The sequence below is a fragment of the Pseudomonas sp. LBUM1672 genome (assembly GCF_059695655.1).
This window is the reverse complement of the sequence record NZ_CP166781.1, coordinates 3,826,692-3,838,862: the sequence shown is the minus strand read 5'-3', so window position 1 is coordinate 3,838,862 and position 12,171 is coordinate 3,826,692. Positions and strand designations below refer to the sequence as shown.

Annotated in this window: 15 protein-coding genes and 1 pseudogene; 7 read left to right on the top strand and 9 right to left on the bottom strand. The window is 59.3% G+C overall.

The features are described 5' to 3' along the window. Positions 1-94: 94 nt before the first annotated feature. Together ACA053_RS17460 and ACA053_RS17455 are read right to left on the bottom strand one after the other, a co-directional pair. Positions 95-577 (bottom strand): HIT family protein, encoded by a 483-nt coding sequence (locus tag ACA053_RS17460; protein WP_497396201.1) that lies wholly within the window; start codon positions 575-577, stop codon positions 95-97. A 245-nt stretch (positions 578-822) separates the two neighbouring features. Beyond that, entirely contained in the window at positions 823-1,071 is a 249-nt protein-coding gene (locus ACA053_RS17455; RefSeq protein WP_497393241.1) for a hypothetical protein, read from the bottom strand. A gap of 206 nt (positions 1,072-1,277) precedes the next feature. Between ACA053_RS17455 and ACA053_RS17450 the strand changes: the two genes are divergently transcribed. From ACA053_RS17450 to ACA053_RS17440, 3 genes and pseudogenes are all read left to right on the top strand, one after another. Continuing rightward, positions 1,278-1,619, top strand: a complete 342-nt coding sequence (locus tag ACA053_RS17450; protein WP_497393240.1) for a hypothetical protein — start codon at positions 1,278-1,280, stop codon at positions 1,617-1,619. 249 nt (positions 1,620-1,868) lie between these two features. Continuing rightward, positions 1,869-2,867, top strand: coding sequence for an acyltransferase family protein (locus tag ACA053_RS17445; RefSeq protein WP_497393239.1), 999 nt, complete (start codon positions 1,869-1,871; stop codon positions 2,865-2,867). Between the two features lie 199 nt (positions 2,868-3,066). Continuing rightward, positions 3,067-3,565: pseudogene (locus ACA053_RS17440) on the top strand (hypothetical protein). Here the strand turns inward: ACA053_RS17440 and ACA053_RS17435 are convergent. From ACA053_RS17435 to ACA053_RS17425, 3 genes are all read right to left on the bottom strand, one after another. After that, positions 3,559-4,161: a P-loop NTPase family protein gene (locus ACA053_RS17435; RefSeq protein ID WP_497393238.1), complete on the bottom strand. Its 603-nt coding sequence runs from the start codon at positions 4,159-4,161 to the stop codon at positions 3,559-3,561. The pseudogene ACA053_RS17440 and the gene ACA053_RS17435 overlap by 7 nt on opposite strands. A 107-nt stretch (positions 4,162-4,268) precedes the next feature. Further along, positions 4,269-4,703 (bottom strand): GNAT family N-acetyltransferase, encoded by a 435-nt coding sequence (locus ACA053_RS17430; RefSeq protein WP_497393237.1) that lies wholly within the window; start codon positions 4,701-4,703, stop codon positions 4,269-4,271. A 91-nt stretch (positions 4,704-4,794) separates the two neighbouring features. Further along, positions 4,795-5,172 (bottom strand): winged helix-turn-helix transcriptional regulator, encoded by a 378-nt coding sequence (locus ACA053_RS17425; protein ID WP_497393236.1) that lies wholly within the window; start codon positions 5,170-5,172, stop codon positions 4,795-4,797. Positions 5,173-5,262: 90 nt separating this feature from the next. Here ACA053_RS17425 and ACA053_RS17420 point away from each other — a divergent pair, with 90 nt between their 5' ends. Both ACA053_RS17420 and ACA053_RS17415 read left to right on the top strand, forming a co-directional pair. After that, positions 5,263-6,420 (top strand): alkene reductase, encoded by a 1,158-nt coding sequence (locus ACA053_RS17420; RefSeq protein ID WP_497393235.1) that lies wholly within the window; start codon positions 5,263-5,265, stop codon positions 6,418-6,420. 108 nt (positions 6,421-6,528) lie between these two features. Next, entirely contained in the window at positions 6,529-6,987 is a 459-nt protein-coding gene (locus ACA053_RS17415; RefSeq protein WP_497393234.1) for a metallophosphoesterase family protein, read from the top strand. Positions 6,988-7,085: 98 nt separating this feature from the next. On the opposite strand, the gene ACA053_RS17410 is transcribed toward ACA053_RS17415, so the two are convergent. Next, on the bottom strand, positions 7,086-8,150 hold the full coding sequence (locus ACA053_RS17410; RefSeq protein WP_497393233.1) for an alpha/beta fold hydrolase: 1,065 nt from the start codon (positions 8,148-8,150) through the stop codon (positions 7,086-7,088). A gap of 326 nt (positions 8,151-8,476) precedes the next feature. Here ACA053_RS17410 and ACA053_RS17405 point away from each other — a divergent pair, with 326 nt between their 5' ends. Continuing rightward, on the top strand, positions 8,477-9,076 hold the full coding sequence (locus tag ACA053_RS17405) for an HD domain-containing protein (protein ID WP_497396199.1): 600 nt from the start codon (positions 8,477-8,479) through the stop codon (positions 9,074-9,076). Positions 9,077-9,146: 70 nt separating this feature from the next. Here the strand turns inward: ACA053_RS17405 and ACA053_RS17400 are convergent, their stop codons facing one another. The 3 genes from ACA053_RS17400 to ppk2 form a co-directional block, all read right to left on the bottom strand. Further along, entirely contained in the window at positions 9,147-9,515 is a 369-nt protein-coding gene (locus ACA053_RS17400; protein ID WP_497393232.1) for a DoxX-like family protein, read from the bottom strand. Continuing rightward, positions 9,512-9,964 carry a thiol-disulfide oxidoreductase DCC family protein gene (locus ACA053_RS17395; RefSeq protein WP_497393231.1) on the bottom strand — a complete coding sequence of 151 codons (453 nt, stop codon included), beginning with the start codon at positions 9,962-9,964 and terminating at the stop codon, positions 9,512-9,514. The genes ACA053_RS17400 and ACA053_RS17395 overlap by 4 nt, the downstream gene beginning before the upstream one ends. 124 nt (positions 9,965-10,088) lie before the next feature. After that, positions 10,089-11,006 (bottom strand): polyphosphate kinase 2, encoded by a 918-nt coding sequence (ppk2, locus tag ACA053_RS17390; RefSeq protein WP_109632650.1) that lies wholly within the window; start codon positions 11,004-11,006, stop codon positions 10,089-10,091. 189 nt (positions 11,007-11,195) lie between these two features. Here ppk2 and ACA053_RS17385 point away from each other — a divergent pair, with 189 nt between their 5' ends. Beyond that, complete coding sequence (locus ACA053_RS17385) at positions 11,196-12,131, top strand: Ppx/GppA phosphatase family protein (RefSeq protein WP_497393229.1); 936 nt, start codon at positions 11,196-11,198, stop codon at positions 12,129-12,131. The last annotated feature ends 40 nt before the right edge of the window (positions 12,132-12,171 follow it).

Here is a 12,171-nt window from a genome sequence, read left to right as displayed (position 1 = left end):
GCAAACGCAATACATTCTGGAATACGTCGTACTCTCATTTGAGAGTATTTATCAAATGCGATGGCGTCCGGCCTTTTTCCGGACAGGGCTGCCCCTAATTGAAGGATTGGCGCAAATCATCAATGAGCTGATTGATTGACGGCCCTTGAGCTTCCGGCGGCTCTAGGCTCTCTCCAAACTCGCGCCAGATGAACAGTGTCAGTTCCGCTCCATCCGTCAGTGACTGGGCGTTTTCGAGGCTGGCGAATGTCTGCAAAAGCCGGTACCTGGCATCTTTCCAGAAAAGATCTTCGACCCAGGCGTACACCGGAATGAAGTGAAAGTGGATGGGATAGCGAGGGTCGTGACCGAATCGACTGATGTAGAGCCACTTCGGCTTCAGCTGCAACTCGAGGGTTTTCTGGATGTTGGCCATCAGCCCACCCAACTCAGCCAGCGCAGCGTCGGGAAGTTCAGCCAGCGAGTTGACGTGATTCTTCGCCCCCAGCATCAGATAGCCGGGAAGCGCCGACGACAGGTGGTGATTGAGCAGCCAATGCTCCGTTTCAAGAATGATGAAGTGGGCTGCTACTTCCATGTGCTGATGATCCATGATCAGGGGCACACAGAGTATCAAGGCATCGGCTGTTGTGAAGGGCACTTCTGTGTCCATGCGCTCTTCGCATCGGATTAATGCCGATTCATCACTGTTCTTTCAAATGACCGGGGCACATTCCTGGCCGCAACCACGACGCCGAGACTGTTTAACCCGCGTGCGCGCACGTCTTGAGGCGGGCTAATCAAGGACCCGTTCCGGCCAGTAAAGCGACTCCCCCGAAGCTGTCATTGGTCAGGCAAAAGCCACGTATCCACCACCCGCCGATCCAGCTCTTCCCACTCCGCCATGCCCAACACCCGCGTGGTGTTCAACCCGCGCAAATAACCGCGCAGCTGATTGGCGGTGGCACGGGTTAACTCCGGGGCGGACGGGTTCTCGCACAGCAGTACGGTTTCGTACTCGATCAGATACTCGGCCACCCGGTCACGGAAATCGGGCAGGACGGCGTCGCGGATCAGGTCAAACGTTCTCAAGGAGCGGCCTCATCAATATTTTTGGTTGTGATTGAGTGTGTACGAGTCTGCACGGCGCGCAACTATTGCGTGAAGTAATAGTGACAATCACGAAACACAGTTTCTGCTTTGTCGGCAATCACCGGAAAATCCCCCCCATCGAACACCGCCGGTGATGCTGTCCCGACGCGTGATGAACCGGACTTTTTATTTTCAGGATGACATCCATGCGCCCGTTATTTGTGCCTGCCATGGCGTTTGCCTCTTTATTGCTCGTCGGCTGCGCTTCTGCACCGAATGACCCGACGCTGACCCTGCAGACCCGTAAGACACCTGCGCAATACGCCGACTGCGTCGTACCGAAATTGCAGGGAAGTGCGTTGAACCCGACCGTCTCGCAGACCCAGCGCAGCTATCGGATTGTGGTGCCGAGCAAAATTTCCGCTGACAACGTGCTGGAAGCCTACAAGGCCGGCAGTGGCGGCAAGGTGTTCATCTACGAGCGGCACTTGCTGGCTTCGAACTTCCTGCCGTCGAGTTTTGGACGCGCCGCCCAGGATTGCATCTGACCCCGGCCCGTAACGTTTTTCAAGCGCTCCTTTGGTTGGCCGCAACCAACCAATTTTTTGCCCCGCACCGCGTTTCGGTTGCGGGGCTTTTTTTTGCCCGGGGGAATCTGAATAGTCCCACACGGCAGAGATCGCCGGATCGATTCGCGCAGATGAAGGAAGGTTCCGGCGCCACGAAAAAAGCCTGTTCTCAGGACTGAAAGCATCGTAGCTTACGCGCCATAAATATAAGGATGTCTGGAGAACCGGGTGGGAGCTTATCGTCTGTTGTTGGCCGTTCTGGTGGCCGTTTCTCATATGGGCAAGACGTTCGTGGGGCTTAACCCTGGCGTGGTTGCCGTGATTTCCTTTCTGATCATCAGCGGCTTCGTAATGACCTCGCTCATCGAGCGCAATTACAAGGCGCCGGAGAAAATCGGCCTGTTCTACATGGACCGGGCCTTGCGGCTTTACCCGCAGTTCCTGTTCTACTTCCTGGCATCCTGCGCCGTGATCTATTTCCTGCTGCCCGGCACGCCCCAAGCCGCCGAGCTGACCTTCAAAACCATCGCGCAGAGTCTTGCCATGGTGCCCCTCGGTTTCTACATGTTCGGGGTTGCAGGGTCGCTGATCTTGCCGCCGGGCTGGTCGCTGGGGCTTGAAATGTGTTTCTACCTCGTGATCCCTTTCTTGATTATCTACAAGGCGCGGGGCATTGCGTTTGCCTTGTCTGTTGCGGTTTTCATGACGGCCTGTCTTGGTTTCATCAACACCGATGTGTACGGCTATCGCCTGTTGCCGGGCGTCTTGTTCATGTTCCTGTGCGGCAGCTACCTGTACAAACCGCGAGCGAAGGGTCTGGCGATCGCTGCCGGCACCGCCGTGGTGGCAGCCTTGATGTTTGCGGCGATCGAAGCGGGGCTGATTGAGCGTCGGCCATTTAACGCGGAAGTGACTGCGGGCATCGCGTTAGGCATCCCGGCGGTGTACGTGCTGACGAAACTCAAGTTTCACCGGGTTGACGAGTTCCTCGGGGACATCAGCTATGGCGTGTTTTTGAATCACTTTGTGGTGATGTACTTCCTGCGCGCTTTCTGGCCCGTTGCCTACGACGCGCCTATCGTTGCCGCCGTTCTGATCCTGTCGTTCGGGTTGAGCTGCGTTTCGTACTACTGCATCGAACGGCCGGCCCTGAAACTCCGTCATGCGCTTCGGGCGGGCGTGAGGTATGGCGTGGGTAAACCGCAAGGCGGCGAAACGGCGGCTTAGTGCGTGTAACTTCGTAGAGGCATCCTCCTACCCTTTTGCATGAAGCGATCACGCTAAGGTGCAAGCGCACCATACCCAGGTATGGTAGCTGGCGCGGTGCGTCGCGATGCAGACTCGGTTTCTGGGCGATCCGTCCCTCTCACGTCGAGAGAGCGGCTTTCGCTCGAGATTTCTTGAGCCAGGCAATCGGAGAACGACCATGACGACGCATCTGAACTTCCCCGTCACAAAGGATGGAGCCCATCAGGAAAGCAGCGGCCTGCAGGAGCCAAACCTAAGCTTGCAAAGCACCTCACACCCGGGTGGGTCGGGAGTCGAGGAGCTGGTTTCTTCGCGCTATGCGCTGCGGGTCGGCGAGATCGACGTGCTGGTGATCAGCGATGGCGTGCTGCCTCTGCCGACCTCGACGATGTCCACCAATGTCGACCCGGCCGATCGCGCGGCCTGGTTCAAGGATCAGTACCTGGGGCCGGACGCATTCGATTGGCCGCTGAACGTGCTGGTGCTGCGCAGCGGCGACCAGACCATACTCGTCGACGCTGCCTGAAGAGTCGTTCCGCGTTCGGGTGCGCCTGATGCAAGAGGCGGCGGCGAGCGGTGAGCTGTTTGTCGCCACGCACCTGCCATTCCCCTCCGTTGGCCGAGTGGCCATCGACGGCAACGCTTTTCGCTGGGTCGCGGCTTTCTGGGATTACTGACTGCTTGTTTGGTCCGGACCTCCGTTCAGGTCAAGGCAGCCCGTTCGCGCGGGGTGTTCAGGCGGGACGGAGGTTACAGACATTGCGGGCAAGTCATCGAGAAACGCAGCAATCTGCCGGTTACCGCGCAAGTGCACCGTAGGAATTTGCGGGCCTATGGCCAGTCGTACTGCCTCGATACCTGGGCGATAGCCACGATCGTAATTCCACACGAAGTTCAGAAAGGTCAGGAATGCCCGGTCGAGCTTCTCCGTGCAGCCTGCAGGCAGGTCAGCGCGAGGGCGGTTCATGATGCTGCGTATGATTACCCTGGCGAGACAGGTGAGCCGCGATGTATCGAGCCAGATGATCAGGTCGGTACGGGGCAGGCGAAGGTCGAATGTTCGCCGCGCATAGTTGCCCTCACACACCCAGGCATCCGGTGCGATCGCTTCGCGGACCCGCGCGCGGAATTGCTCAGCATCGGGTTCGACCCAGTCGGGTTCCCAGAACAATGTGTCGAGATGCACCACGGGCAGGCCCATGCGTTCGCCGAGGGCGCGGGCGAGGGTGGATTTGCCGCTGCCGGCATTGCCCAGAATTACAATCCGTTGCATGGGGACTTCCTGTCGCGAAAAAAGCCGGCGATTGTGCAGGTTTTGGAGGGCCAGTTAAAGGCTGATGGCGCGCGCGACCGCGCACGGGATTGAATGGTGTCACTCGGTCATACGTTCTCATTATCCGATCGGGTAAACGAATACCGATCGATATCAGACCTGAGCTGCCAACCCTGGCTTTGCCAATAGCTGGCAGCTGTTCCATTGGTCTTGAAAACGTCGAGATGACATTTAAGTATTCCGAGTTTTTCAAGACTCGAAAGACAGCGCTCTACCAGCGCATTGGCGATGCCTTGGCGCCGATATTGAGGACGGACAACCAGATGCTGCAAATAGCCTCTGCGGCCGTCGTGTCCGCACAAGACGCATCCACACAGATCGGCTCCGGCTTCAGCCACGAAGCTCATTCCGGGGTTTCGTTCCAGATACCTCGAGGTCGATTCACGAGAGTCGGCATCACGCAAGGAAACGCCCGGGGTACGCCTCATGAGGTCGATGACCGCGTCATAGTCGTCCATGGTCATAACACGGATGTTGAACATTGCTTGAGCCTGGCGTTGATAACTATGGGATCCGGCAGACTAGCAGAGGCAGTGATCAGGAACAGCCTCAGACGCTGAAATGAAATACGTGTCAGTGGGTGCGATCCCGAACAACCGCCTCACATGGCAGCAGCCGATGGGCCTCATCGAGTTCCGTGGCGTGATGGACGCCCCATTCGATCAGCGTTTCCAGGATGGGCCGCAGGCTTTCGCCCAGCGGGGTGAGCAGGTATTCGATCCCCTGACGATCCTCGGCACTGGGCTGCCGACTCACCATCCCATGTTCCTCAAGCGCTCGCAGTTGCTCGATCAACACCTTCTGTGAAACGCCGACAATGCGCTTCTCCAGATCACAGGTGCGTTGCGGTCCGTCCAGCAGCACATGAAGGATGACCCCCTTCCAGCGGCCGGAGAGCACTGCCAGCGTGCGCTCGATCGGCAAGCCCGGCAGTCTATTGATTGTCTTCATTTGGCACCACTGACAAAACGGTGTGTAGATGGGCGCGACTTCCGAAAAGTACGCTTTCCTTCCGATCCAGTCCGACCCGAAGGAAGACCCATGATAGACCTGTTTGAATCCCATTTGGTTGGAGGCACCGTTGCGCTGACGAACCGTATGGTCATGGCCCCCATGACACGCACGCGCACGTCCCAGGGTGATGTTCCGAACGAATTGATGGCCGCCTACTACGGGCAGCGCGCCAGTGCCGGCCTGATCGTCGCCGAGGCAACGGACATTGCGCCGTCCAGCAACGGCTACGCCATGACCCCCGGCATCTACACGCCAGCCCAGCAGCAGGGCTGGCGCCTGGTGACCGATGAGGTTCACCGCAACGGCGGCACGATATTTCTGCAACTGTGGCACGTCGGCCGGATGGCCCATCCATCGCTCATGCCGAACGGCGAGGCGCCATGGGGTGTGACCGAGGAAAGGGCTGACTCGCAAGTGTTTGCCCACGGCCCGGACGGCAAGTTGGCCCATATCCCGGCAGGCAAGCCCCGGCGTCTGAGGCCTGAGGAAGTGATGGCTTTGGTCGACACCTTCACCCGAGGCTGCATCCACGCACGGGAGGCCGGATTTGACGGCGTCGAAATTCACGGAGCTAACGGCTATCTGTTCGAGCAGTTCATGAACTCGGTGCTCAACACGCGCACCGATTTATATGGAGGCGCAAGCGTAGAAAACCGCACACGGTTCCTGCTGGAAGTGGTTGAAGCGGCGGTGCGTGAATTGGGCCCGGGACGCGTGGGTGTGCGCCTGTCGCCGTTCGGCAAGTTCAACGGCATTCCGGCGGACCCTCGCACCGAGGAAACCTTGTTGTACGTTGCCGAGCGTCTGGGTCGACTCGGCGTCGCCTATCTGCACTTGGTCTACGAGCTGATGCCTGAGGAAAACATGGAGGTCGCCGAGTTCAAATCGAACCACCTCGACCACGCACTGCTGGCCAAGGTTCGGGCTGTGTTTCCTGGCGCAATCATCTGGTGCGGCGGCTTTACTGATCGCAACAGCGCTCAGGCTGCGCTTGATACCGGGTTGGTGGATTTGATCGCCTTCGGCAGGCCCTACATCGCAAACCCGGATCTGGTTGAGCGTTTCAAGCAGGACTGGCCGTTGGCCGAAGCGGACCGATCCACTTATTACACTCGATGCGGGGAGGTGGGTTATACGGATTTCCCTGCCTATTCCCTCGGCAGTGGTTCACGCCGGGCAGGTTGATAGCGATGGTGGGTAGAGCAGGCGTTGCCGGCGGCTCGGATCACGCAAGGGGCAGCCCTCACCGGGTTACACTCTGTTCCGATTCCTGATCCTGCTGCGGAGCCACACATGAAAGTTGGCGTGATTTCCGATACCCATGGCTTGCTCCGCGCCGAAGCCCTTGCTGCCCTGGCGGGTTGCGAGCGGATCATTCACGCGGGCGACATCGGCAACGCTGACATTCTCGATCAGCTAAGAGCGATCGCGCCGCTGCACATCGTCCGTGGGAACAATGACCTGGACGCCCCTTGGGCAGAAAATATCCCCGACCTTCTTCGTTTCGATCTCAACGGATGGGAGGCGCTGCTGGTGCATGACATCGCCGATGTCCCCGCCTTGCTCGATTCAGCCATCAAGCTGGTGATCACCGGCCATTCGCACAAGCCACGCATCGAGTGGCTCGGTGAACGGCTTTACCTCAATCCCGGCAGCGCGGGACGGCGGCGCTTCAAGTTGCCGGTGTCGCTGGCGCTGCTGGAGGTGCTTGAAACCTCCATAGAGCCGCGCCTGATCTCGCTGCTGGAATGATCTAAAAGTGAGAGAGCCACCGGCGAATGCTTGCGCAAAAAAAACGGCCCGTTCAATAAAACGGGCCGTCGCTGTAAAGGTGCTGGTTCAGATCGGCCTCACAGGTGATCCGCATCAATTACCGCCTTGGCGAACGCCTGCGGATCTTCCTGCGGCAAGTTGTGACCGATGCCGCCGCTGATCAGCCGGAACTCATATTTGCCGGTGAAGCGCTTGGCGTAATCCTCGGGGGCAGGGTGCGGTGCGCCGTTGGCATCGCCTTCAAGGGTGATGGTCGGGACGCTGATGGATGGCGCGGTGGCCAGTTTCTGTTCGAGCGCCTCGTATTGCGGCTCGCCCTGGACCATGCCCAGACGCCAGCGGTAGTTGAAGACGGTGATCTCGACATGGTCCGGGTTGTCCAGCGCCTTGGCGCTGCGGTCGAACGTCGCGTCGTCGAACGCCCATTTTGGCGAGGCCAGTTGCCAGATCAGCTTGGCGAAGTCGTGGGTGTTTTTCTCGTACCCGGCGCGACCGCGGTCGGTGGCAAAGTAAAACTGGTACCACCACTGCAATTCAGCCTTGGGTGGCAGCGGGTTCTTGCCGGCCGCCTGATTACCGATCAGATAGCCGCTGACCGACACCAGCGCCTTGACCCGTTCTGGCCACAGCGCCGAGACGATGCCAGCAGAGCGCGCGCCCCAGTCGTAACCACCGAGCACCGCTTGCTTGATCTTCAGCGCATCCATGAAGTCGATGACGTCACTGGCCAGCGCGGCCGGTTGGCCATTGCGAAGGGTTTTATCGGACAGGAAATGTGTATCGCCGTAGCCACGCGCGTACGGCATCAAGACGCGATAACCCTTCGCTGCAAGCAGAGGGGCGACTTCGTCATAGCTGTGAATGTCATACGGCCAGCCGTGCAGGAGAATCACCACCGGCCCGTCGGCCGGACCGGTTTCGGCGTAGGCCACATTTAGCAGGCCTGCCTTGATGTGCTTCAGCGGGCCGAACGGAGAGGGTGTTGAATAAGTGGCCTCGGCCTTGGTTGCAGCCGGCTGTGCGGCGGCAGGTGTTTGCGCGTGGGCCACGCCGAGCGCGCCGAACAGGGCGAACGCCAGGATCGACGAGCTGACCAAGCGGCGGCGGGTGTTGCCGATTTTGTTGTGCATTGCCATCTTCATGGTGATGTCTCCGTTGCAAGCCGTTGGCCAGGGGATCTGGCTGAGCCCCTTGAAACCTTGAATGCATTTCAACGCGGTGACGTATCTGGCCTGTGTCGAATCCCGGGCCGGGTGAAAACAGATGTATCAAGAGGATAGCCAGACACACTGTGATACACAGCGGCGCAGCAAAAAAAGCTGTGATTGGCGCATTGGAAATTCGCGACATTGGCGCTGGGTTGCAACCCGAGCGACGCGTACCCTTTTCAAGATCACCGGGCCGATCTGACAGAGGTTAAACCGTGGCGACGAACGACATTTTCAGCGTGAAAATCCCTGACAGCAAAATGGCCCGCGAGGTGACGCAGCTCATTCGCGATACCGAAAGCGAGTTGCTGTTTTCCCACTCCACCCGCGTCTACTTCTGGGGCGCTTTGCTCGGGGAACGCAAAGGCCTGGCCTTCGATCCGGAGTTACTCTACGTCGCGGCCATGTTCCATGACCTCGGCCTGACCTCGATCTATCACGAAAGCCAGCTTCGCTTCGAGGTCGACAGCGCGAATGCCGCGCGTGACTTTTTGCGCGGTCATCACATCGCCGAAGCGGACATCGAGAAAGTCTGGAACGCCGTCGCGCTCCATACGACGCCGGGCATTCCAGAGCACATGCATTCAGAAATCGCCCTGGTTCAGGCTGGCGCGGGGATGGACGTAGCGGGGCGTGGTTTTGAACTGTTCACAGACGCGCAACGCGAAGCGGTGATCGCCGCCTATCCTCGCGATACCGATTTTGCCCATCAGATGATCGACGCGTTTTATCACGGTCTGCAGCATCGGCCCCACAGCACGTTCGGGACCTTTAACGATGATTTCCTTGCCTGCAAGGATCCGGGTTTCCAGCGAGTGAATCTTTGCAGCGTCATCTTGAGTTCGCGTTGGGAGCGGTGAGTTTTCCACTCAGCGCCGAAGATTCTTTGGTCGGGAGATGGCCCGCGCGCGGATCGGTTCACACAACGGCTCAACCCCTGCTATTCCAGGTCACCGCACACAGCGCCAGTCCGGCCACATTGAGGGTGACGGGATTGAAGGCATCCCTGAGCAGGGAAGGATTGAAAATCGCGACATCCAGCAGCAAGCCAGCCAACGCCGTCGAGGCAACGATCAATGGCCACGCAATGCGTGACGCGAGCAGTAACCATAAGGCCAGGACAATCTCCACGACCCCGGCCGCATAGGCAAACAACTCCACCTGATCGATGCCATGGGCTTGAATCATGGTCCGCTCGCCGGGGCTCAGCCACAGCAACTTGGGCACCAGACCGTGATAGGCAAACATGAACGCCAGGCTTCCCCGGGCGATCCAGTGGGTGCGTTTCAAGGGGCTCACGTGGGCGTTTTCAAGAATCGACGTTCATGGTCGGGGTTGGGCAATAGGCACGTGTCGTACTTCCCAAAGAGCCGGTATCGATTCAGCGCAATGCGATCGTAGGCCCAGTCGCGCAGCCTGCGTGGGCAGGCGCGCAACAGTCCTAACGGGCGCCAGGCGCGGGGCAACCGGGCAATGACTTCGAAGACGGCATCCGAACGCACCCAATAGTGCCGGTCGCGGATCACCGCCATGGTATCGAATTGATCCAGCGCCAAACCTGCCCACGCCAGCAGCGCCTGCCCCTCGGGCGATTGCACTGCGGCCAGCCGCACGCGTCGGTCGTGGTCGTGGCGGATCAGGAACCTTGCCCAGCCGTTGCACAACTTGCACACGCCGTCGAACAAGACCACGGTTTCGCCTGGCTGGAGCAAGGGCGCGGGGGAGGGGCGAATGGTGGACGCTGGCATAGAGAAGGTCCATGGGAGGTATCCCGGATCATACCCGCGTGCCAGGGCGAAAGTCTTTACGCAAGCGGCAGCCTCTATAGAGACTGTCGCTGCACGATGGGTCTGCAGTGCAGCCTGACCGGTTTCAATAAACCTGAGGCACGATGATTTCCGGTGGCGTCGGATTGCGCGAATAGTCTTCTTGACGTTCGCGTTCCGGCAACTGGATCACCGCCTGTTCCACCTCTTCATAAGGCATCTGCTTGAGCAGGTGATTGATGCAGTTGAGCCGGGCCTTTTTCTTGTCGTCGGCCTGCACCACCCACCACGGCGCTTCGGCGATGTGGGTGCGTTCGAGCATGATTTCCTTGGCCTTGGTGTAGGCTTCCCAGCGCCGACGGGACTCGAGGTCCATGGGGCTGAGTTTCCATTGTTTGAGCGGGTCGTGAATACGGCTGAGAAAGCGCAGGTGCTGTTCCTGATCGGAGATGGAGAACCAGTATTTGATCAACTGAATGCCGGAGCGGGCGAGCATCCGTTCGAACTCCGGCACGGTGCGGAAGAACTCTTCATATTGATCGGCATTGCAAAACCCCATGACCTGCTCGACACCCGCGCGGTTGTACCAGCTGCGGTCGAACAGGACGATTTCACCCGCGGCCGGCAGGTGTGAAACGTAGCGCTGGAAATACCATTGCGTGCGCTCGCGATCATTGGGCGCGGGCAGGGCGGCGACCCGGCAGACCCGGGGATTGAGCCGCTGGGTGATGCGCTTGATCACCCCACCTTTCCCCGCCGCGTCGCGTCCTTCGAACAGGATCACCACTTTGTGCCCGGTCTTGACCACCCAACTCTGCAGCTTCACCAGTTCGCCTTGCAGGCGAAACAGTTCACTGAAGTAGCGGCGTCTTTCTTCCTTTTCGCTGTTGTCGCCGACGTGTTCTTCGAACAGCGAATTGAGGTCGTGCCCGTCCTCGAGTAATTCCAGTTCCAGCTCTTCGTCACTGTGATCGAGCAGCTCGCGATGAATGCGTTGCACCAGGGTGTCATTGGTTAAAAGCATGGCGAGGACTCCGGACGATGGTGGAAGTGGTCATGCTAGGCCGGGGGATATGACGAAGAAGTGACGATGAAGGGGCGGGGTCAATAAAGCGCGCTGTCATCTTGGCGTCACCCAAGGCATGGCAGGATCATCACAAACCATCTTGAATACCCCGCCCAAGGGCTGATGAATTTGCCAGGAATCGCCACCATGAAAGGAGATGCCCCTCTGTTTGCGGCCATTGACCTGGGCTCCAATGCGTTTCGCCTGATGATTGGCCAGTCGGTCAGACGCAACCAGCAGATCGTGATCCATGAAGTCAAAACCCTGCGCGAGCCCGTCCGTTTGTCAGAAGGCTTCCAGGGCGGCGCGCTGGATGAGCTGGCGTTGGATCGGGGATGGCAGGCGCTCGCGCGATTTGGCAAAAAACTGCGCGGCTTTGAGGCCGGACGCGTGCGGGCCGTGGCGACCAGCGCGGTGCGCGAAGCCGACAATGCGCAGCTGTTTTTGACCAGCGCCGAGCGCCACCTGGGTTTCCGGATCGACGTGATCTCCGGGCATGAAGAAGCGCGGCTGGTGTACGCCGGGGTTGCCCACACGATACCGAGTGCCGCGAGTATGCGACTTGTCGTGGACATTGGCGGTGGCTCCACCGAGTTGATTCTGGGGCAGGGCACTCAGCCGCTGTTGACCGAAAGCATTGCCATTGGCAGCGGCACCTTTGGCGCGCGGTACTTTCAGGGAGGGTGCATCACGGCCCAAGCCCTGCTGGAAGCCGAGCGTGTCGCCACTGTGCAGTTTGAAAAAGTCGCACGTCGTTACCGGGCGCTGGGTTGGCAGCAGTCCATCGGTTCTTCAGGCACCGCGCGGATGCTCGCCAAAGTCCTCAAGGCCAACGGCTTGAATGACGAAGGCCAAGGCGGAATCACTTACGGCGGCCTGCTGCGCTTGTCGTTACGCCTGCTTGAAGCGGGGCATGTCAATCAGCTCGGGTTGGCGGGTTTGCAACCCCATCGCCTGAGTAGCTTGCCGGGTGGGCTGATGGTCATGCTGGCTGCGTTCAAGGTCTTTGGTATCTCCCAGATGACACCGTCCGAGGCGGGTTTGAGGCTCGGGGTGCTTCATGGGTTGATGGCCAGGCACTGACTGCTTGGGGCAAAGGTTTCGACATCGTTGATCCCTCGGA